The sequence below is a fragment of the Marisediminitalea sp. genome, from assembly GCF_984433645.1.
The window spans coordinates 1-22,001 of the sequence record NZ_CFIDRX010000031.1 but is presented as its reverse complement, the minus strand read 5'-3'; the positions used below and the strand labels follow the sequence as shown (position 1 = coordinate 22,001).

The window sequence follows — 22,001 nt, the reverse complement described above, 5'->3', positions numbered from 1 at the left end:
CACAAAGGAAGTTGATTGATTAACCCTGATACTCTGGCCGGTCTGGTCAGACAAAAATACGCGGGAATGCTTCGGTTTGCCGGTACTGTGTGGGTGCTGGATGCCAAAGGCGCGCTTTATTGCCCCGCCAACGACACTCTGCTGGTGGCAGATCTGCATTTCGAAAAAGGCAGCTATTTAAGTCAGTATGCCTCCCCCGTTCCACGGTATGATTCCCGGGCTACCCTGGCTGCTGTATCTGCGTTAATCGACCGCTATCAGCCTGCGTCTGTGGTGTGTCTTGGTGACAGTTTTCACGACCGCGGCGCATTTGCACGTATTACTTTTCAGGACAGCGAAGCATTGCTGGCGCTTACTAAACGCGTGTCTGACTGGGTTTGGGTGGTGGGTAATCACGACCCTGACATTCCCGACAGTGTGGCAGGTAAGGTCGTTGAACACTGGCAGGTATCAATTGCGGATAAGTCCCTCATTGGGTGCCATGAGCCCGATCCTGCACTGGAACATCATTGTCAGATAGTCGGACACTTTCACCCCAAAGGGCAGTTGGCTATGCAAAAAGGTGTAGTGAGAGGAAAGTGTTTGGTCGCTACGTCATCGCTTATGGTGATGCCTGCGCTAGGGCAGTTTACCGGCGGATTGTCGGTACAGGACCCGGTGATGGTGACATTGGCGCCCGTTACAGAGCGCCAGTGTTGGATGCTGTATCGCGGCAGGGTTTACCCTTTACCACATGGTAGCTAGCAAGAACTAGTCGCGCCAGCGTTTGGTCAGGTCTTCGTAAGCGTCGATACGACGGTCGCGGAAGTATGGCCAGATGCGTTTGACCTGCTCAGTACGGGACATGTCCAAATCCACCAACAAGGTGGTTTCTTCATCCACGCCAGCCTGAGCCAGCAGCTCGCCCTGCGGACCGGCAATAAAGCTTTGGCCCCAGAATTTAATACCCGGATCGCCTTTAACCGGTGAGGCTTCAAACCCGGCTCGGTTAGCCACAATCACTGGTACAGAGTTGGCGACCGCGTGTGCTCGTTGAATGGTGTGCCATGCACCGTGTTGACGCGCTCGCTCATCGTCGGTGTCGGTCATATCCCAGCCAATCGCGGTTGGGTAGAACAGCAAATCGGCACCTTTCATGGCCATGAGGCGAGCCGCTTCCGGATACCATTGGTCCCAGCATACTAAGACGCCCAGTTTACCTACGCTGGTTTGAATAGGCTCGAAGCCCATGTCGCCCGGCGTAAAATAGAATTTCTCGTAAAAACCCGGGTCATCCGGAATGTGCATTTTGCGGTATTTGCCGGCAATCTCTTTACTGCGATCAAACACCACGGCGGTGTTGTGATACAGGCCAGAACCGCGCTTTTCAAACAGTGAAGTCACCAGCACAATATTGTGCTTCTCTGCGAGTTCACCAAAGAAGTCGGTGGCCGGACCCGGAATCGGTTCAGCCAAATCAAACGCATTAGTGTCTTCTTCCTGGCAAAAATACAAGGTGCTGTGCAGTTCCTGAAGCAGAATACATTCGGCACCCTGGGCTGCCAGTTTCGCAATTTGCTCGGCGCTCTTGTTCCAGTTGGTGGCTTTGTTGTTGTCGGCAACCGTTTGTTGCACCAGGCCCACTTTTAAGATGCGCTCAGACATATCGCGACACTCCTTTATTCAGTTGTTGAACTACGTCAGGTTTGAATGTGTTACAGGGTACTTGCATGGAAATACAATGCAAGCTGCCATATTGTTGTACCAGCGTTGCACAGTTTACCGGCACAATGTTGTGATGCGGAAACGCGCGTTGCATAACCTCAACCGCTTCAGCATCTTCCTGTTGCTGATACACCGGCAGCAGCACAGTGCGATTACAAATCAGGTAGTTTGCGTACGACGCAGGCAGTCGGTCACCGTCTTCGCTATACATGTCGGGCAATGGCAGTAAATAGAGTTCACGACCAGGCAGTTTGGTTTTACATTCCTCTACCAGTGCGTGAAGGCCTGCATAATGACTGTCTTCCGGGCGGTTTTCTGCAGCCTGAATAACCAGGTTGCCTTCCGGCGTAAACCGTACCAGAGTATCAATGTGACCGTCGGTATCATCACCTTCAAGATGGCCATGCTCCAATACCGTGAATGCGGAATAGCCAAGCATCTGCGCAAAGGTTTGCTGATAGGCTTCGATTGACATGTCGCCGTTGCGCTGCGGGTTAAACAAGCACGAGGCCGTAGAAAGCAAATGACCCGATGCATCAATTTCCAGTGCGCCGCCCTCAGCAACCACGTCACTGGTGCGAAGTGGTTGCTGGCATAGCGGAGCCAGATAAGTTTGATTCAGCTTGTTATCCAGGCTGGCGTCAAATTTGTTACCCCAGCCGTTAAAGGTGAATTCCACCGGGAAGGGGGCGTCAAGCGGGCCACAGGTTAAGAATGAAAAGTCCCGGGCCCAGGTGTCATTGTACCGGGCGGCAACTAACAAAACGCGCGCGTCTTCAGGCAATGCCGCTTCGATATCAGGGATATCCTGTTCGCGACATAACAACACGACACCTGCGTCACTGGCATTGATGATGCGGATGATCGACAAATAGGTTTCGCGAACGTCACTGAGCCAGGGAGCCCAGTCTGTTTGCTCATTTGGCCAGGCAAGGATCACGGCTTCGCTGGCCTGCCATTCCGGTATAAAGGTGTTACTCACAATTATTCCTGTAATAAAGAAATATAACGTGTTGATTATACCGTGTCTTGTTATTCGAACCAGTTATTTAAGGTTGCGTCCACCGTTTAAATGCAGGGTTTGGCCGGTAACATAGTCGGCATCAAGCAGGTAGTTGACGGCTTTTACCGCTTCCTGGGCTCCGGGTACAATACCCAATAGGTTTTTAGTGAGTGCTTCGGCGCGGTATTCTTCACTGTCGTCGTCGTTAAACATCACCAGGGAAGGGGCAACGCTGTTTACCTTTACATGGGGCGCAAAAACACGTGCAAACGACAGCGTCAGGTTGTGCAACGCGGCTTTACTGGCAGAGTACGCAATGTGATTCTGGCTGCCGGTTTCCTGCACGAAATCGGTCATGTGAATGATGTCCGTCAGACCTTTGTTCTGAATCAACAAGTCCTTGAGCGCAAGGTTTAATTGATACGGCGCGCTGGTGTGCACCATTATCATATCCTGCATGAGTTCACCGGCATCACGATCCGGGGTTTCTGGTGCCCAGTCAGATGCATTGTGGATAATTCCACGTAAACCACTGCAAATGTGTTTTATTTCGTCAATTGCTCGCGAAATGCCTGCCTGAGTGCTAAAATCCGCCTCCAACACGGTTGCACCAGCCTGTTTGAGCTGGTCTACGGCGGGTTTATACCGACGGTAGGTAATGATCACCGGTTGGTCCCTGGAGAGTAAATCTTGCGCAATGGCTAAGCCCAGGCGTTGACTGCCTCCGGTAATAAGAATAGGTAAAGACAAAAAATACCTCCGATTATTTTTGGTACTGAGTACGACTCTACCGTGTTTGCAGATCGTTTTAATGACAATTTTTCATGTCATTGTAATCCCGATTGCTTGTCTGTGTCGTATAAGGTGTGTAAGTCGTCATTACGGAATGGTTGAATGTTAGCAAAAGAAGCGGTAATTGTACGCGACGCTGTAAAGCTGGGTATATCGAAAGAAGCGTTGATGGTTCACGAGGCACTGGTTGCCCGGGGACTTGAAACACCTATGCTTGAAACAGGGTTGAGCGACGAAGCCAAGCGCCAACGCATTGAAGGTGCGATGCGCGAAATTATGGAAACCCTGGGTCTGGATTTATCTGACGATAGTTTGTCAGAGACGCCACTGCGCATTGCGAAAATGTACGTGGACGAAATATTTTCAGGTTTGGACTACCGTAAGTTTCCGAAAATTACCCAAATTGAAAACAAAATGCAGCTGGGTCAGCCAGTGCATGTGTCCGACGTAAGCTTAACCAGCACGTGTGAACACCATTTCGTTACTATCGACGGTACGGCATCGGTTGCATATATCCCGAAAGACACCGTTATCGGTCTGTCTAAGATTAACCGTTTAGTGGGCTTTTTTGCGCAGCGCCCCCAGGTACAAGAACGTCTAACCCAACAGGTTCTGGTTGCGCTGCAAACTCTTACTGGTACTGAAGATGTGGCAGTGGCTATTAATGCCACGCACTACTGTGTGAAAGCGCGTGGTATTCGCGACAACTTGTCATATACCAAAACATCAGCGCTGGGCGGAAAGTTCCTTGCTGATGTCGAGTTGAGAAGAGAGTTTTTCTCTTAACGTACTGAAATATATAATAACAAAGGCCAGCTACAAGCTGGCCTTTTTAGTTTTTCAGAGTTTGAGGATAATCAGGCTTCTGACACAATCAGGTTGATTTGATCGTTCACGCCGTTAGCAGGGATAATTTCCAGCATTTGATGACACTGCTGGCAGGGCTCCCGTTGTTCCTTGTACATATCTTTTAACGTGTCGACTGAAATTGCGTTAACGTGGCCACATAGTGGACACCTAAACTCCAGCAACGTATTACTATAAATTCCCATGCGCTTCGTTCCTTTTCTGCATTAGCAGATTTAATCCTTGTCCAGCGATTCCAATACACTTCATAACAAACACTGGTCTGCTGTTCGCTCGTGCTGCTCATCTACCTTGCAGATAAATCTATCCAAAGGGTAAGTGATACGGATATGAGACTTCTCTCACTAACACGTCGGTTTATTTTTTTGCAGAAAGGACATGACTCTACAAGTATAGCAGTGGCAGGAAAAAGCGAGGGAATATTGACTATTTTAACGACAAATAGCGTAAATAGGAGGCAGGATACCGACAGCGGCACGGAAGTCGCTCTACGCGCCGCTGTCGAGTTTCAATTGTGAAACTTTCGGTGTTATTGCACAACCAACCAGCGCTGTTGATAAGGCGCCAGCACCACAGGTAGATCGTTGGTTACCGTTTGCTCAGACAGCAGATCTTTTGCCGGCGTACCATTAAATACGTCGAGTATCGACGCGTTTACTGATTGCGCGTGTTCACTAAAGTTAACAATAACCAGTAACTTGTCTCCATTCTCCGCTGCTCGACAATACGCAAAACAATGTTGGTTGTCGGTGTGCAGAATATGGGTTCTTGCTGCGCCAAGAACTGGAAGTGATTTGCGTAAATGAATCAACTTCTGCAAGTCAGCAAAAATCAGCTTTTGAACAGTCCGTGTCTGTGAGTCTGCATCGGTTACCGGTAAATCTACGCCTTCTAAATCATCGTCGGTAACCGCGATGCGGTTTACCCAGCGATCGTCATGGGCTTTTGCCGGATCATCGCGATACGAGTAGTCGTTCAACATGCCTAGCTCGTCACCCGAATACAGCAGTGGGATGCCGCCAATGCTCATGATGATACCGTGAACCAGCATAATGCGCTGAATGGCAGTGTCGATCGCGTGTTGGTCGTTACGTGTCAGTGCGCCCTCCAACCCACAAAGTGATGCCAGGGACCCACATACCCGGCAGTCGCCATTAGATGGATTTTCGGCGAAGGGCACACCGTCAGCGTAAGAACCGTCAAATCGGCCGGTAAAAAATTGATTCAGGAAATAGCGATGGTCGTAGGGGTTGATACCTAACTGATGCGCAATAGCATCATCAAAGGTCCAGCCGATGTCATCGTGACAACGCACATAGTTAACCCAGGTGCAGTCGTCAGGAATGCTAAAACTCTTCTGCATAGAGGCCGTGAGCAAACGGGTCTTGCGGGTAGCCAGAGAGTTCCAGATCAGCGCCATCAGCAACGGATTGTAAGACAGCTGACATTCGTTCTTGTGGATGTACTTGACCACTTCATCTGGGTGAACAATGGCTTCGGATTTAAACACAACCGCAGGAGCGACAATTTGCAGACAGCAATTGAATGCCTGAATCAGCTTGTGTGCATTGGGTTGGTTCTCACAATTGGTTCCCATGTCTTTCCAGATAAAGGCCAATGCGTCAAGGCGTAACGCCGCGCTGCCAATATTGGCAAGAAACAACATTTCATCAGTGATAGCGTTGAACACGGCAGGGTTCGAGTAATTGAGATCCCACTGGAAACTGTTGAACGTTGTCCACACCCATTTCTGCATGGTGTCATTCCAGGTAAAACTACCGCGACGCACTTGCGGGAAAATTTCTCGCAGTGTGTGTTCGTATTGATCCGGCACCGTTCGGTCGTCAAACAGGTAATAATAATCCTGATACGTTTTGTCGCCGGCTAATGCGGCTTCTGCCCAGCGGTGCTCGTCGGACGTATGGTTAAATACAAAATCCAGTACCAGGTTTATACCGGCTTCGCGCAAGGCTTTAGACAATGATTCGAGGTCTTCCATTGAACCCAGTAATGGGTTTACCTTGCGGTAATCTGAAACCGCATAGCCGCCGTCACTGTCGCCTTTGGGGGCATCGTACAACGGCATCAGGTGAAGATAGGTCAGCCCTAGCTTTTTGAAATATGGAATTTTGGCTTTGAGATCATTCAGCGTCGGGCCCAGTAAATCTACATAGCAAGCCATACCGATTTGATTTTCGTTTTTGTACCAGGCTTGTTGTTCTTCAACGCGCGCTTTGTCGAGGCGTTTAAGATCGGTTGAGCGCTGTTTCAGGCCTTTGGCTAAGGTGAGAACCAACTGTTCAAGGTGGTAATAGCAGTCGTACTGATGCCCATAAACATCAACATACCGCGAGAATAGCGCTTCAAAATGCTCTTCAAGACGTGCAGTGAATAGTTTGCCATCGCGTTGAGACAAAAAGGAAAGATCGAGTCCTGCCAGAATGCGTTGAAGGCATTGTTCACTCGAAGCCGCGTAATTCATTGGATTCTCCACAAAGCGTCACCCTACCAACACAATGGCTGGTTAGAGTTTACAAAAGTTTCACAAACTGGTTTACAGCATTTATCAGTTTTGCTACGTTTAATCTTAAACGATTAAGATGAATTTTCAAGAATTTTACATAGAATAATTGTTGTAATGCCAAGGTTTGCTGAGGATGCGACTGAATTTAAACATTATTTCTTAAATAAAGTTAATTGATTAAGTGGAATCTTAATGTTGCCGGTTTGTAAATTGTAAAATGGTTTAAACTTTAGTGCAGGCGGCCATGTTTGGTTTGCTGTAGACGTAGAGACAAAAAGTATGACTGATTCAAACTCCAATAGCCGCTATATTCGCTGGCTTACTTATCTGATGTTTATGATGTTTGCCATGACATCAGACTCTGTTGGCGAAATCATTAAAGAAGTGAAAGTGGCTTTTTCAGTCACCAATGCCCAGGCCAGTTTAATGCACTCCTTGCCTATGCTGGGCATTGCGTTGTCCGGGTTGTTTCTGGGCTTTTTAGCCGACAAGTTTGGCAGAAAGAACACCATCATTCTGGGACTAGCCGTATTTGGTGTGGCGTGTTACAGCTTCATGGTGGCTAATGATTTTGTGCTGATAGTGAGTCTTATGACATTGTCGGGCATTGCAGTTGGTATCTTCAAAACCGGCGCCCTGGCGCTGATTGGTGATATTTCATCGTCTACCAAACAGCATACCGCCACCATGAACGGGGCGGAAGCCTTCTTCGGCGTCGGTGCCATTATTGGCCCGCTGATTGTCGCCTACCTTATTCACACCGGTGTAGCCTGGCAATGGCTGTATGTGATTGCTGGTGGCGTGTGTACTTTGCTCATTACCATTGCGTTGTTTGTTAAGTATCCGTCTTATAAACAGTCCCATGCAGATGAAGCCGAAAAAGTCTCGCTGATGCAGAGCTTAAAACTACTTAAAAACCCCTATGCGCTGGGCTTCTCATTAGGCGCGTTCCTGTACGTTGCAGCTGAAAGTGCTATTTATGTTTGGATGCCGAGCTACCTGGTGTGTGATGCTACCAGTGTGAAAGCAACGTACGATTGTTATGCCGAGGGCAGTGCACAAATGCTGGCAATTTACTCGGTAACGGCTTTCTTTGTCTTGCGTGCACTTGGCCGATTTGTTGGCATTTGGATGATGAGCCACTTCAACTGGGCGTTGGTACTGATGTTGTTCAGTGGCGCGATTGTAGTGTGTTTTGCCGGTGGGTTAATGTGCGGCAAGCACGTTGCATTATATCTGTTCCCGCTAACGGGCATATTCATGTCAGTGATCTATCCCACGTTTAACTCAAAGGGGATAAGCTGTTTCCCAAAACACCAGCACGGCAGTGTGGCGGGGGTAATTTTATTCTTCACGGCAGCCGGTGCGGCAGCAGGTCCTTTCATCATGGGGCTGGTAAGTGATGCAAATGGCGGCGACGCCAAATATGGGTTTATGGTTGCAACTGTGTTTGCAGCGATTCTATTTGTAGGCTTGTTACTGAATTTTATCTTTAACCCTACACAACAACGACTAGAAGAGATTGAGGCAAGCGAATATGGCGCTAACTGATCCGTACTACGCCGTCATTGAAGCGGGTGGAACCAAATTTAACTGTGCGATAGTTACGCCAGACAAAGAGATCGTCGCGGAAATTCGCATTCCAACGACCACGCCGGAGGAAACGCTGTCTGCGACGGTAGCGTTTTTTACAGCACAACGTGAGGCTGGGTATCCCTTTAGCAAAATGGGGATTGCCAGCTTTGGACCACTGGATTTAGATCCTGCTTCGCCGACCTACGGTTACATAACGAAAACCCCTAAGCCGCATTGGAGCAATACCGATTTGGCGAATGCGCTGGCAAGCGCGTTAGACTGCGAAGTCGTTATTGATACCGACGTTAACGGCGCGGCATTAGGCGAGTATCGCTGGGGCGCGGCGCAAGGAGCTGGCGTGGCCGTTTACGTTACGGTAGGAACAGGGGTCGGCGGAGGGATCGTTGTTAACGGTAAACCGCTGCACGGTTTGGTTCACCCTGAAATTGGACACATGTTGGTTCAACCACCTGCAGGGATCACCGGCACCTGCCCGTTCCATACGAATTGCGTGGAAGGCCTGGCATCGGGTACCGCACTTGGCAAGATTTGGGCGCAACCATCAGATACGTTTGACGATGATCACCCAGCCTGGGACGGACTGGCAGAAGTGCTCGGCAATATGTGTCACAACCTAATGGTTGTGCTGAGCGCAGAAAAAATTATTTTAGGCGGTGGGGTGATGCAGAAACCGGGTATCGTCGACAAAATTGTGGCGGCAACCGAGAAGACACTGAACGATTATGTGGTGTTCCCGGAGGGCAAATCATTACAGGATGTCATTTGTACACCAGGGCTTGGCACGCGGTCCGGCATGCTTGGCGCCCTGGCGCTACTCGACTAAGCCCTACTGTTCGTATAATTCCAACGGTAGATCGTCGGGATCAGAGAAAAACGTAAATCGCCGACCCGTATAAGGGTCGGTTCTCACTGGTTCACATTCCACTTCATGACTGGCCAAATGGGCAATCACCGAATCTAAATCGGCCACACGGAATGCCAGGTGTCGCAACCCTTGTGCTTCGGGCCTGCTAGGTCTGGCCGGTGCGCCGGGGAAAGAAAACAGTTCTATTTGCGTACCGTCCGGCAGACCCAAATCGCATTTGTACGAATCGCGCGCCTCCCGATAATTTTCATCAATAACCGAAAAGCCCAGCACGTCAGTGTAAAACCGTTTGGACGTCGGGTAATCGCTGCAAATAATCGCTACGTGATGTATGCCTGATAACATCCTGGCTCCTGGTTAAATTCCACTGTACGGATAAGTATTGGCAAAGGGCGCTTACGGCACCTCATGTCCGCTGGCGCTTTCCAGCAGGGCATACCAATGCTCGCGAGACAACTGAGTGTGCATTGCTTGCGCGCAGGCGGCAATACGTGCCGGATTAGTCGTCCCAATTACAGGCTGAATAGCGCTGGGATGGCGCATTAACCAGCCCAGTACGATTGCCTCCGGGCTAACACCGTATTCCGCCGCCAGCTTACTGACCAGTGCTGAGGTTGCGCAGTCTGGCTCGCCGCGTCCGGAATATTTACCTTGAGCCAAAGGCGCCCAGGCCTGCAGCTGAACCTTATTGCGCTGACAGTATTCCAGCGTTCCCGCGGTATAGCCCGAGTTGCGATTACGCGCACTGTTGGCCATCATGCCATCTTCAACCCAGTCACGGTAAGCCAGGCTCATTTCCAGTTGGTTGGCAATAATCGGGAAGGTCACAACAGCCTGAAGCGCTTCAATTTGGTACCAATGCATGTTCGATACACCAAGGAAACGAAACTTGCCGGCTTTATGCAATGCAGTCAGACATTCACCCAGCGCTGGCAGATCCGCCAATGGGTCGGGACGATGTAACAGCAGAATATCGATATATTCCTGGTTCAGCCGCTGTAGAATGCCGTCGACAGACTGGGTGATGTAGGCCGGTGAGAAGTCATAGCGTTTGGGGCCTGTTTCGTCTTCGAAGCGGATGCCGCACTTGGACTGGATGATCATATTGTTGCGCCAGTCCGGGTTCTGCTTTAACACGTCGGCAAACACTTTTTCTGCTTTGCCCAGCGTGTAAATATCGGCATGGTCAAACACAGTAATACCCGCGTTCAATGCCGCTTCAATTGCATTGTTTGCTTGTTTAACATGTTCACTGGAATAAGATGACGCGGCCCATTCACCACCGAGTCCCATGCAACCAAACACCACCGATGAGGCGTGCTCAAAATAGTTTTTCATCATGCTGTTATTCTTCTGTTACCGAATGATAATACTGTACGTGACGCCATGTGCGCTGGCGAATGAATACGTATGCTAACAGGTAAGTCTGGTGATACAAATTAAACTAAATTTCGTAAAGCAATGAGACACAACAAAAAAACACAAGGTGAAACATGAAGCGCGTAGCAATACTGTTATTTTTATTGGGTTTAGCCGGATGTACCAGCGTACCGGAAGGCGTTACGCCTGTGACCGGGTTTGAGTCGGAGCGGTACTTGGGGACCTGGTATGAAATCGCCAGATTCGATCACAGTTTTGAAGAAGGACTAAGCCGCGTTACCGCGACCTACAGCAAGCGTGAAGACGGTGGGATTCGGGTGCTCAACAAAGGGTACGATGCTGCAACCGGTGAGTGGGATGAAGCTGAGGGAAAAGCCTATTTTGTTAGTGACGAGACAACCGGGCACTTGAAAGTCTCTTTCTTCGGGCCATTTTACGCCAGCTATATCATCGCCGAACTGGATAAAGACAACTACCAGTACTCGCTGGTTACCGGTCCAGATCGCTCGTACTTGTGGATACTGGCCCGGCAACCGACCTTGTCACAAGACGTACTGGACGAACTGTTGAGCAAAGCAAAATCACTGGGGTACGCAACAGATGAATTTATTTGGGTAGAGCACAAATAGTATTCACTGTTGGCATAGTTAAAAGTAAATGTCTGCATAGTTTATGGTAAACCGTGAAGGCGTGCTATACTCGCGGTTTTCCAAATTCAGCTCGACGAACAGGCAGTAACCATGGCAAACCAACAAGCGGTATTTAGCCGCGCAAACAATGTATGTGAATTATGTGGCAGCGAACAGGGACTGACCTTGTACATGGTGCCTGAGTCTCCAAATGATTCTGACAACTGTGCCATTGCCGCCTGCGCAACCTGCACCGGGCAGTTAAATAGCGACACCGATGTAGATGTGAACCACTGGCGCTGTCTTAACGAAGCGGTATGGTCACCGGTCCCTGCAGCGCAAGTGGTAGCCTGGCGTATGCTCAAGCAGTTGGAAAGCGAAACCTGGGTGCAGGATTTACTGGAAATGGTTTACCTGGATGAAGATACGCAGGAGTGGGCAAAAGCAGGGTTGCCTGAAGATCGCGAACCCACTCTGGACAGCAATGGTGAAGCATTACAAGCCGGTGATAACGTGCATTTGATCAAAGATCTGAACGTAAAAGGTGCAAACTTCACTGCCAAGCGCGGCACGCCTGTGCGCAACATCCGTCTTACTCAAAATCCGCTGCACATCGAAGGTAAAGTCAACGGACAAACGATTGTGATCATTGCTGCTTATACCAAGAAAGGGTAAGCGAGCCACTCACGATATTGTCCGGCCATGGCGTTGTGTCCGGACAATGTTTCTTTCGATGTCGGGCAGACATCGCATGCATATCTACCGCTAAAAACCGTACAGTTGAAGTATCTCAACAGCGCTTTGAAATAACCTGTGGTAACCTTGAATCATGTCATGTTTAGCTTAGTGATTCCTCCATGCCTGTAATGGGTAACAAGGTTAATCTGCCTGCGCAGCATCCTCCTCGTCATTACGACGACCTCGCTGAAGAAGTGCCGCTTGCTATTGCGGTAAATGGCATGGCGCTGTCGGTGATGATGGTGTCCCCATTTGATTTTGACGACTTTATTACCGGCCATTTCCTCACTGAAGGGATCGTAAAGTCGGTAGTAGAAATCAAAGATATTCAGATCGAACCCATGTCACCGGGATTTGAAGCCCGAATTACCGTTACCGGCCGTCGCGAGCACGAGGTAAAGCAGCGACGTTATAGTTTGGTGAGTGCCGGGTGTGGACTGTGCAATAAAACCGCCATGGATCAGGCGTTCCCGCCGACTACAACGCAGGCCGATAATCGCCCACTGGCTGAATGTGATGTCAGTCAATTGCGTTCGCTGTTTGAAGCAAATCAGACGTACAACCAAAAAGCCGGCGCTATGCATGCCGCCATGTTTGTATGCCCAGCATCGAATACCGTATTGTGCAGTGAGGACATTGGCCGTCACAACGCACTCGATAAAGTGATTGGTAAAGCCTTACGTGCCGGTCTCCAACCTGAAAAAGGCTATCTGGCAGTGACGAGCCGTTGCGGTGTGGAGCTAGTGCAAAAGGCCTCAGTATGTGGTTTTACCACGCTGTATTGTTTGTCTTCTCCAACGACTATGGCCGTGAATTTAGCCCATCAAACCGGGCTGAATCTGGTGTATGTGCCGCGAAATAACCAACCCATTATGTATGATGCAAAGGAAAATTATGCCGAATAAATCGTCTAAAGCCGGGGGCATCGCGTCCGTCAAATCTACGGTGAATCAGCTGATTAAAAGTAAGCAGGTACGTCGTAACATGCTGAATTTGTATCATGCTAACAAACACGAAGGGTTTGATTGCCCCGGGTGTGCCTGGGGGGATGACAAGAGCGGCGCGTTTCGCTTTTGTGAAAACGGTGCTAAAGCTATTGCCTGGGAATCGACTTCTGAAAAAGTGGATGCTGCGTTTTTTGCGCAACACACCGTTAGCGAACTACGCAAGCAAAGCGATCACTGGCTGGAAAGCCAGGGCAGATTAGTGGAGCCGCTTCGCTACAACGCGCAGACTGACAAGTATGAACCGGTGAGTTGGGAGCAGGCATTCACGTACATTGCTGATGGCATTAATGCCCTGCAATCCCCAAATGAACTTGAACTCTATACGTCTGGCAGAGCCAGCAACGAAGCATCATTTTTATATCAGGTATTTGGTCGGGCGTTGGGCACTAACAATTTCCCGGATTGTTCCAACATGTGTCATGAAGCCAGTGGTATTGCGCTCAAGCGCGCAATCGGTGTGGGCAAAGGCACGGTAACGCTTAAGGACTTTGATGCGGCCGATACCATTTTTGTGTTTGGTCAGAACCCGGGTACGAATCACCCGCGCATGCTAAATGCGCTGCGCAGTGCGGCAAAGCGCGGCGCGACGATTGTGTCGTTCAACAACCTGAAAGAGGTTGGGTTGCAGCGCTTCGCCAGTCCGCAAAAGCCAGCAGAATTATTGGGCCTGCAAGCCGTTGATATCAGCGCACGGTATTACACACCCAAACTCGGCGGTGATTTTGCCGTAGCACGAGGCATGGCGAAGGTCATTATTGAAGAGCTGGCGGAACAGCTGAACCAGGACTTTATTGACACGCATACCCATGGCATCGACGCTTACATCGAGCAAGTAAAAGCCACCCAATGGCAGGACATTGAAACGCGCAGTGGATTAACCCGCGCTGATATTACCGAAGCCGCCAACTTGTTCGTGCGCAGCCAGAAAGCGATCACCTGTTGGGCAATGGGGATCACTCAGCATCTACATTCGGTGGATACCATTCATGAGCTCACGTCGTTGCATCTGCTAACCGGCGCAATTGGTTTACCTGGCGCGGGCATGTGCCCGGTAAGGGGCCACAGTAACGTGCAGGGCAACCGAACTATGGGGATTCTGGAAGCGCCAACGCCGGCGTTTAATCAGGCTATGCAAGCCGTGTTTGACTTTGCACCACCGGAGAAACCCGGGCATAGAGTCTACGACGCAATTAAAGCCCTGCATGCCGGGCAAAGTAAAATGCTGATTTGTTTGGGCGGCAATATTGCGGCCGCGTCGGCTGATACTGCTTATACTGAGCAAGCACTCAGGCGCACAACCCTCATGGTGAATATCGCCACCAAGCTAAACCGCACGCATCTGGCTGTAGGTCAAGATGCATTGATTTTACCTTGCTTAGGGCGAACCGAAGCTGACACCACCGGCGGAAAGAATCAGGCGATTACGGTTGAAGACACCTTTAGCATGGTGCATGCGTCCAGTGGCAATACACCGCCAGCCAGCGACTTATTGAAATCCGAAACTGAAATCATTGCGCGTATTGCACAGTACACTCTGAAAGACCGTTTTGCCCTGGATTGGGAGTCACTCATTGCGGATTACAGCAACATACGGGAGCTCATTGCCCAAGTGATCCCCGGGTTCGATAATTTTAATGCGCAAATACAGCAGCCAGGTGGTTTTCACTTGTATAACAGCGCGGCAAATTTGCAGTGGAATACCGCGTCGGGGAAAGCCGAATTTAATGCAGTGGCATTACCTGATGCGTTATTCCCCGATAGCGTGCAGGCAAAAATCGCTCAGCAAGACTCACCCGTGTTCACCTTGCAAACTCTGCGCTCCCACGATCAGTACAACACCACCGTGTATGGCATGAACGACCGCTACCGTGGTGTATTTGGTGAACGCCAGCTGGTGTTCATGCATGCCGAAGATATGCGCCTGCTCGGCCTGACCGATAACTCGCTGGTGGATATCAGTACTATCTGGGATGACGATACAGAACGCAAAGTGACCCAATTTCGCGCGATGAGCTATGATATTCCCCAAGGGAACGTGGCGTGTTATTACCCGGAAACGAATCCGCTCATTCCGTTTGAAAGCGTCGGGTTGGCGTCGGCAACGCCTACATCCAAGTCGGTGCCGGTAGTGATAAGCCATGCCGAGTCATAAGTTGTCTGAATAAAAAGCAAAAGCGGAGGGTTTCTTGCTATAATGCGCGCGTTTCTTGAATTAACCTGTATTTGAGGCCGGTGCAATGCAATCAATTACCCTTCGTCAGCCAGATGACTGGCATCTTCATTTTCGCGATAACGACATGCTGGCTGAAACTGTGCCAGCCACGGCGCGCTGTTTTGCCCGTGCGATTGTGATGCCCAACCTGGTGCCGCCGGTAACCAATGCTGAACTGGCCATGGCGTACAAAGCGCGTATCGAAGCTGCACGTCCTGCAGGTAGTCAGTTCGAACCCTTGATGACCTTGTATCTGACCAACCAAACCACACCGGCTGACATTACAGCTGCCAAGGCCGCAGGCGTAGTGGCGTGCAAGCTGTATCCGGCAGGCGCAACCACCAACTCAGATGCCGCCGTAAAAGGCATCAATGCTCTGTATCCGGTGTTCGAACAAATGGAAAAAGACGGCGTATTGCTGTTGATCCATGGTGAAGTGACCGAGTCTCACGTAGATATTTTCGACCGCGAAAAAGTGTTTATCGACCAGTATATGGCGAAGATTGTAAAAGACTTCCCAGGGTTGAAAGTGGTATTCGAGCATATCACAACAGCCGATGCCGCGGATTTCGTTCTGGCCAACGGCGATAATATTGCCGCTACCATCACACCTCAGCATTTATTGTTAAACCGCAATGACTTGCTGGTCGGCGGCGTGCGCCCACACAACTACTGCTTACCGGTATTAAAACGCAATACGCATCAGCAGCGTCTGCGTGAAGTGGTTGCTGAAGGTTCTGCTAAATTCTTCTTGGGCACAGACTCCGCGCCTCACGCCAAACACCGCAAGGAAAACGCCTGTGGTTGCGCCGGTTGTTACAGCGCATGGAGTGCCATTGAGCTGTACGCGGAAGTCTTTGAACAATTAGACGCGCTGGATAAATTTGAAGCGTTTGCCAGCGAGAATGGTCCGGACTTTTATGGTTTACCGCGCAATACCGGCACGATCACACTGGTAAAAGAAAGTTGGCAGGTACCTGAAATAGTTACGCTGGCCGATGGTACTGAAATGGTGCCGTTTTTTGCGGGCCAAACACTGAACTGGAAACTGGCGTAACGATTTATGAGTGAGTTGTTTTCTGCCTTCGGGTTACGCTCGGAGCTTTTACAGGCTATAGATAAAGCGGGTTTCAGTGCGCCGCGGCCTATTCAGCAAGCTGCGTTGCCTGCCATCATTGAAGGCAAAGATGTGCTGGCTCAGGCGCAAACAGGATCAGGTAAAACCCTGGCGTTTGCGGCAGGCAGCCTGCAAACCCTGGATGTGAGCCTGAATGCACTGCAAACGCTGGTGCTCTGCCCAACTCGCGAGTTGGCTGAGCAGGTGGCTGAGCAATATAGGTTACTCGCCAAAGACTTGCCAAACGTGAAGGTGTTAACCCTGTGTGGTGGTCAGCCCATGGGACCGCAAATCAACTCACTCAAGCACGGTTGTCACATTATTGTGGGTACGCCGGGTCGGGTGATGGACCACGTGCAAAAACGCCGTATTTCTTTGGATGAACTGCGTGTACGCGTATTCGATGAAGCCGACCGCATGCTGGACATGGGCTTTACCGATGACCTGGCTGTTATCTTCAGTGGCTTGCGCGCACCGGTGCAAACCCTGATGTTTTCGGCTACGTTTACCGATGCGACTACGCATCTCGCTAAGCAATATTTATCGTCGCCGGAAACCATTACGGTTGACTCTGCCGCCCGCGCAAAAGTCTCGCAGCTTGTTTATGAAGTGGAAGACAAACATCGCTTTAATGCACTGAAAGCGTTATTGACCACGGAGCAGCCTAAAAGCGCGATTGTGTTCTGCCGCACACGTAAAACAACGCAGGACGTGGCTGATATGCTGGCACAGGAAGGGTTCGTGGCCGCTGCTATTCAGGGCGATATGGAACAAAGTGATCGCAATAGGGTACTTATGCAGTTTGCCAGCGATTGTCTGAATATTCTGGTTGCCACGGATGTTGCTGCACGAGGTTTGGATATCTCGGCGGTAGACTGCGTAGTGAACTATGATGTCAGCGAAAACCCCGATGCGCATATTCACCGAATTGGCCGTACAGGCCGTGCTGAGCAGCCGGGCATGGCATATACCCTGATGAGCGCGAACGAAGCGTCGTTACTTGCCGCTATTGAGATCCATACCGGTGAAGACTTGAAACGCAAGGGCGCACAAAGCCTGCGTTTTCACGCCAACCGTATTATTGAGCCAGAATTCAAATGCCTGCGTTTAGGGGCAGGGAAAAAAGCCAAGCTACGCCCGGGTGATATCCTGGGCGCACTCACTCAGGATGCGGGTATTCCCGGCGACGATATTGGCAAAATCAAAGTGCAGGCCAATGAAAGCTTTGTGGCCATTAAAGCTCGCAGTGTAAAACGCGCGTTGGGCTTATTCCGCGAAGGTAAAATCAAAGGTAAACGCGTACGGGCCTTTAAGCTATAGGCCATCGGGAGAGTAACATGGGCGGCGAAACAGATTTAAATACCTTACTCAAAGGCTTGTCGCCTGAGCTGCTCTCAGAGCACTATGTATTTGTCACACTTCCCAACTTTAGCGCTGATCAGTTCAATTCACTCGCTCCTTTGGGCTTGTTTCAGGAAGTTGAAGGCACGACGTTGATCCTCAATGAGCTGACTGCCCGTGATGCTGGCCTTGCATTTGAGGGCGTATTTCGCTGTATTACCTGTAAAGTGCATTCCAGTCTGGAAGCTGTGGGTATGACTGCAGCCATGAGCGCGGCGTTAACCGCTCAGGGGGTTAGCGCAAATGTGGTCGCAGCGTATTATCACGACCACATCTTTGTGCCTGCTACCGATGCCGACAAAGCCATGACGGCCCTGGCTTCATTAGCGGGTAACGACTGACTCTATCGTTAGCGCGCTACCAGATATTGCTGTAACCAGTCTTTAATCTCACTAAATGCCGCTGTACGGTGTTGCGTAAGGCCGTGATTGTCGCCTTCGAAGGTGACCAATTTATTGGTGTGGTTAGCAGCATTGAGTGCACTGGCAAGCAGCCTCGACTGTTCAACGTTCACTCTTGTGTCGGCTGTGCCGTGAAGCATTAAAATTGGCGCAGGCGGTAATTTGTCTATCCAGTTGATCACTGAGCGCTCATTAAGCAACTGTTCTTTTTGATTCGCATAGTCAGGCATGCGAGCAGCGTAGACTTTTTCCATTTCCGGGCGCCAGGCAATTGCTTGTTTCAGATCCGCATTGCCAGCTACGGATACAATAGCTTTTACATCAGTGAGATGTTTGGCCGCCAGGTAGCTTTGCATTACACCGCGACTCCAGCCTACCAGCGCAATACGGGATGTATCGGCATGAGGCAATGATTTCGCTAGATCAATGAGTGCCAGAACGTCATTCACGTCAGCGCCGCCAAATTCATCCTTGCCGTTATTTTCCAATCGACGACTTGAACCGCGGTACTGGCTGCCCAGTACAATGTAACCTTCATTAGCAAGTTCAGCGGGTAGATCCATTTTGGCTCCGAATACCACATAACCGAAACTAGCGTTTCCACCACGATTAAATATCACCACGGGCAGTGGCTTTTCAGGTGACTTTGGCGCCAGATAAAACCCTTCAACGTTGAAGTCGTCAGACTGGTAAGTAAAGTCGGTACAGTCTAAATCTGCTTTGCGCTGATTGAATTTCTCTGCCGGGAAAAATCGCTGGAACGCTTTTTCGTTAAATCCGGGCTTATTCTTTTTCAGTACGCTCGCCCATCTTTCATAGGACTCAAAAGGGCCCCTAAAACAGCTTTTAGGTTCCAGCATTTGTGTTTCTGCATATGTATTGGCACCTGTGAGCAGTGAAAAGCTAATGAGTAAAAGGCCTAATCGGTTCATAAATAACGTCCTGTCATTATCAAAAGGAGGTGAAACCAGCTCATAAAGAAAGAGCATGGCTTAATCGTCAGTCATGTTGACTGACCAAAGGTGATATAGAGGTGAAATAGAGCGAAAAGTTGCATTTTATTAGTGCGTTTTGTGCACAAACGATGCGCAAAAGACGGACAAAATATTGAAATCCACCCGAACAGACCGCCATATCTTGGTGTTGTCGTATATATTATACAGTTTGCCGCGGTTGAAGACGCACTGGCACCCCTGCTGCATAAATGGGCCACCCAACCATATTCACATCTAAATAAAAGGGGGGCTTTTCTTGAATCACTCATCTATGAGCCGGCGAGCTTTACTAGGCTGGATTGGTAAAACGGCTGGCGCGGGCGCCATGTACCAGGCGATGACATCGCTTGGCTTCGCGGCGGAATCTACACATCCCGGGACACTAAATCTTGGTAGTACGCCCAAGGGCGCATCTGTGCTGATCCTGGGGGCTGGACTGGCGGGCATGACTGCAGCGTATGAATTGCGCAAAGCCGGGTACAAGGTCACTATGCTGGAGTTTAATCAGCGCGCAGGTGGGCGCTGCTGGACACTCCGGGGCGGCGACACCTACACCGAACTGGGCGGCGCAACACAGCAGTGTCAGTTTGCCGAAGGGAACTACATTAACCCGGGTCCCTGGCGAGTGCCGTACCACCATCATCATGTGATGTCGTATATTAACGAATTCAACATCCCTATTGAGCCATTTATTCAGGTTAACTACAACGCACTGGTTCATTCAACTCACGCCTTTGGTGGCAAGCCTCAGCGCTATCGTGAAGTGCAGGCCGACTACCAGGGATATGCCGCTGAACTGCTTGCCAAAGTCTCAAATCAAGGTGGTTTAGATAAAGCTCTCTCTGTGGAAGACAGAGAAAAGCTGTTCGAGTCAATGCGTCACTGGGGCGCATTAAATGAAAGCGCGGAATATAAAAAGTCCTACGAGGTAAGTTTACGGCGCGGTTTTGCCATTCCTCCTGGCGGCGGATTGTCGCCTAAGCCGCAAGCTAGCGAGCTAATGGACAGAAGTGAACTGCTTCAATCTGAGTTATGGAAATACATTGTCAACGGTCAGGATATCGAGTTCCAAAGCAGTATTTTTCAGCCTGTTGGCGGCATGGACAATATTGCAAAGGCGTTCGAAAAGCGCGTGGGTGACACCATTCACTACGGTGCAAAGGTCACCAGAATTAACCAAAGCGACCAAGGCGTAAGCGTTGAGTATGAACAGCAAGGCGTAGCGAAAACCGCTAAGGCCGACTGGTGTGTGTGTACCATACCGCTTTCTATTCTTAGTCAAATCCCGGTCAAAGCCAGCAGTGCCATGCAATCGGCTATTCGCGCAGTACCGTATGCGGCATCAGTGAAGGTAGGCCTGGAATTCAAACGTCGGTTCTGGGAGCAGGATGACGCCATTTACGGTGGTGTGAGCTACACCAACTTACCTATTACCAATATCAGTTATCCAAGCACCAAATTCTGCGACAAAGGCAAAGGCGTGTTGCTAGGGGCCTATGTATGGGGTGCGAATGCCTTTGAATTTACTTCTTTGACACCTGAAGAGCGGGTAAAGAAAGCGGTGGAATACGGCAAAAAGATACATCCGCAATATGCCGACGAGTTCGACAACGGCATTTCTGTTGGCTGGCACCGGGTGCCATGGACCCAGGGGTGCTATGGCATGTGGACAGAGGCGTCGCGTGAAGAGCACTACGAAAACCTGTGCCAGATAGATGGCCGTTTAGTACTCGCCGGTGAACACGCTTCCAATTTGCCCGCGTGGCAGGAAGGCGCAATTTCGTCTGCCCATGATGCAATCAAGAGATTGCATCAAAAAGTAGTAAGTACTGCTGCTTAGCTATGGAGATTAAAGAATGAAGAAATTAATGAGAATCTTACTGGTGGCGAATATGCTGAGTGTAAGTACTTACACCATTGCAACGGATGACGCCGGCTTTTCCGAAGGCGCTAACTTCGAGGAAGTAACTGGAGAGGCACTTTATCATGCCATTTGTCAGGGCTGCCATATGCCAATGGCTCAGGGTGCCAAAGGTGCAGGTGCGTATCCTGCGTTGGCGCAAAACCCCAAGTTAGCCGCCGCGCCTTATGTGATCTATATGGTCAGCAACGGCATGGGTGGCATGCCGCCATTAAAGCAATACCTGTCTGACGAACAAATCGCCGAAGTGGTGAATTACACCCGTAGTCACTTTGGTAACCACTTTACCGACGCCGTCAGTGCAGACGACGTTAAAACCATTGCTCAACGATAAAATACAGGAACACAAAATGAAAAAATTAATGATTGCCCCACTTTTACTCAGCGCTGTGTTTGCGACAGCAGGCTGCAACGATGCTGATGCTAAGCCTGAAGCAAAAGAAACCGTGATCCGCCACGGCCTGATTGGCTCGGATTTCCCTATTCTTCGTGCGTCTGAAGTACCCGCTACCAGCACTATTGTTTTTCTGAGTGGCGCGGTGCCCGGTGTGAGTAACCCGGATGCGCCCAAAGGCAGTATGGAATCGTACGGAGACACAGAAACTCAAACAGTTAGCGTGCTGAACCGGATTGATGAGAACCTGAAAAGCCTGGGATTAACCATGGGTGATGTAATTAAGATGCAGGCGTTTTTGGTCGGCGACCCTGCGATGGATGGAAAAATGGATTTCGCCGGTTTTATGCGTGGTTACACACAGTTTTTTGGCACTGAAGCACAGCCAAATTTGCCTTCTCGTTCTGCCTTACAAATTGCGGGACTAGCGAATCCAAATTACTTGGTTGAGATCG

The 22,001-nt window shown here is 49.9% G+C and carries 22 protein-coding genes; 14 read left to right on the top strand and 8 right to left on the bottom strand.

The window, feature by feature from the left end; translation table 11 throughout:
• Window positions 1-15 precede the first annotated feature (15 nt).
• Window positions 16-744, top strand: a complete 729-nt coding sequence (pdeM, locus tag AC4MRN_RS06275; RefSeq protein ID WP_491202791.1) for a ligase-associated DNA damage response endonuclease PdeM — start codon at window positions 16-18, stop codon at window positions 742-744.
• 6 nt (window positions 745-750) lie between these two features.
• On the opposite strand, the gene AC4MRN_RS06270 is transcribed toward pdeM, so the two are convergent.
• Genes AC4MRN_RS06270 through folM form a run of 3 tightly spaced genes read right to left on the bottom strand, consistent with a single transcriptional unit; the run spans window position 751 to window position 3,457 of the window.
• Window positions 751-1,644, bottom strand: coding sequence for a carbon-nitrogen hydrolase (locus AC4MRN_RS06270; protein ID WP_370240219.1), 894 nt, complete (start codon window positions 1,642-1,644; stop codon window positions 751-753).
• The gene (locus AC4MRN_RS06265; RefSeq protein ID WP_491202798.1) at window positions 1,637-2,692 is read right to left on the bottom strand and encodes an agmatine deiminase family protein; all 1,056 of its coding nucleotides are present in this window, start codon (window positions 2,690-2,692) and stop codon (window positions 1,637-1,639) included. The genes AC4MRN_RS06270 and AC4MRN_RS06265 overlap by 8 nt, the downstream gene beginning before the upstream one ends.
• 57 nt (window positions 2,693-2,749) lie before the next feature.
• Window positions 2,750-3,457, bottom strand: coding sequence for a dihydromonapterin reductase (gene folM / locus AC4MRN_RS06260; protein WP_491202790.1), 708 nt, complete (start codon window positions 3,455-3,457; stop codon window positions 2,750-2,752).
• A 144-nt stretch (window positions 3,458-3,601) separates the two neighbouring features.
• Between folM and folE the strand changes: the two genes are divergently transcribed.
• Window positions 3,602-4,285 (top strand): GTP cyclohydrolase I FolE, encoded by a 684-nt coding sequence (folE, locus tag AC4MRN_RS06255; protein WP_370240217.1) that lies wholly within the window; start codon window positions 3,602-3,604, stop codon window positions 4,283-4,285.
• 71 nt (window positions 4,286-4,356) lie between these two features.
• Here the strand turns inward: folE and AC4MRN_RS06250 are convergent, their stop codons facing one another.
• A complete protein-coding gene (locus AC4MRN_RS06250) occupies window positions 4,357-4,551 on the bottom strand; it encodes a zinc ribbon domain-containing protein (RefSeq protein ID WP_073316625.1) in 195 nt (64 codons plus the stop codon).
• Window positions 4,552-4,895: 344 nt separating this feature from the next.
• On the bottom strand, window positions 4,896-6,848 hold the full coding sequence (locus AC4MRN_RS06245) for an alpha-amylase family glycosyl hydrolase (protein ID WP_491202789.1): 1,953 nt from the start codon (window positions 6,846-6,848) through the stop codon (window positions 4,896-4,898).
• Window positions 6,849-7,220: 372 nt separating this feature from the next.
• On the opposite strand from AC4MRN_RS06245, the gene AC4MRN_RS06240 reads away from it, so the two are divergent.
• Both AC4MRN_RS06240 and AC4MRN_RS06235 read left to right on the top strand, forming a co-directional pair.
• Complete coding sequence (locus AC4MRN_RS06240; RefSeq protein WP_491202797.1) at window positions 7,221-8,441, top strand: MFS transporter; 1,221 nt, start codon at window positions 7,221-7,223, stop codon at window positions 8,439-8,441.
• On the top strand, window positions 8,428-9,309 hold the full coding sequence (locus tag AC4MRN_RS06235; RefSeq protein WP_491202788.1) for an ROK family protein: 882 nt from the start codon (window positions 8,428-8,430) through the stop codon (window positions 9,307-9,309). The genes AC4MRN_RS06240 and AC4MRN_RS06235 overlap by 14 nt, the downstream gene beginning before the upstream one ends.
• A gap of 3 nt (window positions 9,310-9,312) precedes the next feature.
• Here AC4MRN_RS06235 and gloA2 read toward each other — a convergent pair whose 3' ends face one another.
• Entirely contained in the window at window positions 9,313-9,696 is a 384-nt protein-coding gene (gene gloA2 / locus AC4MRN_RS06230; protein ID WP_491202787.1) for an SMU1112c/YaeR family gloxylase I-like metalloprotein, read from the bottom strand.
• 51 nt (window positions 9,697-9,747) lie between these two features.
• The gene (locus AC4MRN_RS06225; RefSeq protein ID WP_491202796.1) at window positions 9,748-10,689 is read right to left on the bottom strand and encodes an aldo/keto reductase; all 942 of its coding nucleotides are present in this window, start codon (window positions 10,687-10,689) and stop codon (window positions 9,748-9,750) included.
• A gap of 155 nt (window positions 10,690-10,844) precedes the next feature.
• Between AC4MRN_RS06225 and AC4MRN_RS06220 the strand changes: the two genes are divergently transcribed.
• The 7 genes from AC4MRN_RS06220 to AC4MRN_RS06190 all read left to right on the top strand — a co-directional run bounded on the left by AC4MRN_RS06220 (window position 10,845) and on the right by AC4MRN_RS06190 (window position 18,176).
• Complete coding sequence (locus AC4MRN_RS06220; protein WP_491202786.1) at window positions 10,845-11,360, top strand: lipocalin family protein; 516 nt, start codon at window positions 10,845-10,847, stop codon at window positions 11,358-11,360.
• 111 nt (window positions 11,361-11,471) lie between these two features.
• Entirely contained in the window at window positions 11,472-12,035 is a 564-nt protein-coding gene (locus tag AC4MRN_RS06215; RefSeq protein ID WP_491202785.1) for a PhnA domain-containing protein, read from the top strand.
• 182 nt (window positions 12,036-12,217) lie between these two features.
• Window positions 12,218-13,003, top strand: a complete 786-nt coding sequence (fdhD, locus tag AC4MRN_RS06210) for a formate dehydrogenase accessory sulfurtransferase FdhD (protein ID WP_491202784.1) — start codon at window positions 12,218-12,220, stop codon at window positions 13,001-13,003.
• Window positions 12,993-15,257 (top strand): FdhF/YdeP family oxidoreductase, encoded by a 2,265-nt coding sequence (locus tag AC4MRN_RS06205; RefSeq protein ID WP_491202783.1) that lies wholly within the window; start codon window positions 12,993-12,995, stop codon window positions 15,255-15,257. The genes fdhD and AC4MRN_RS06205 overlap by 11 nt, the downstream gene beginning before the upstream one ends.
• Before the next feature lie 85 nt (window positions 15,258-15,342).
• Window positions 15,343-16,374, top strand: coding sequence for a dihydroorotase (pyrC, locus tag AC4MRN_RS06200; RefSeq protein ID WP_491202782.1), 1,032 nt, complete (start codon window positions 15,343-15,345; stop codon window positions 16,372-16,374).
• A 6-nt stretch (window positions 16,375-16,380) separates the two neighbouring features.
• The gene (gene dbpA, locus AC4MRN_RS06195) at window positions 16,381-17,754 is read left to right on the top strand and encodes an ATP-dependent RNA helicase DbpA (protein WP_491202781.1); all 1,374 of its coding nucleotides are present in this window, start codon (window positions 16,381-16,383) and stop codon (window positions 17,752-17,754) included.
• A gap of 17 nt (window positions 17,755-17,771) precedes the next feature.
• Window positions 17,772-18,176: an ACT domain-containing protein gene (locus AC4MRN_RS06190; RefSeq protein ID WP_491202780.1), complete on the top strand. Its 405-nt coding sequence runs from the start codon at window positions 17,772-17,774 to the stop codon at window positions 18,174-18,176.
• Window positions 18,177-18,184: 8 nt separating this feature from the next.
• On the opposite strand, the gene AC4MRN_RS06185 is transcribed toward AC4MRN_RS06190, so the two are convergent.
• Complete coding sequence (locus tag AC4MRN_RS06185; RefSeq protein WP_491202779.1) at window positions 18,185-19,168, bottom strand: alpha/beta hydrolase family protein; 984 nt, start codon at window positions 19,166-19,168, stop codon at window positions 18,185-18,187.
• Window positions 19,169-19,487: 319 nt separating this feature from the next.
• Between AC4MRN_RS06185 and AC4MRN_RS06180 the strand changes: the two genes are divergently transcribed.
• The 3 genes from AC4MRN_RS06180 to AC4MRN_RS06170 form a co-directional block, all read left to right on the top strand.
• The gene (locus AC4MRN_RS06180) at window positions 19,488-21,071 is read left to right on the top strand and encodes a flavin monoamine oxidase family protein (RefSeq protein ID WP_491202778.1); all 1,584 of its coding nucleotides are present in this window, start codon (window positions 19,488-19,490) and stop codon (window positions 21,069-21,071) included.
• Window positions 21,072-21,087: 16 nt separating this feature from the next.
• Complete coding sequence (locus tag AC4MRN_RS06175; protein WP_491202777.1) at window positions 21,088-21,486, top strand: c-type cytochrome; 399 nt, start codon at window positions 21,088-21,090, stop codon at window positions 21,484-21,486.
• A 16-nt stretch (window positions 21,487-21,502) separates the two neighbouring features.
• Window positions 21,503-22,001 (top strand): RidA family protein (locus AC4MRN_RS06170; RefSeq protein ID WP_491202776.1); only part of this gene is annotated, 499 nt, incomplete at its 3' end.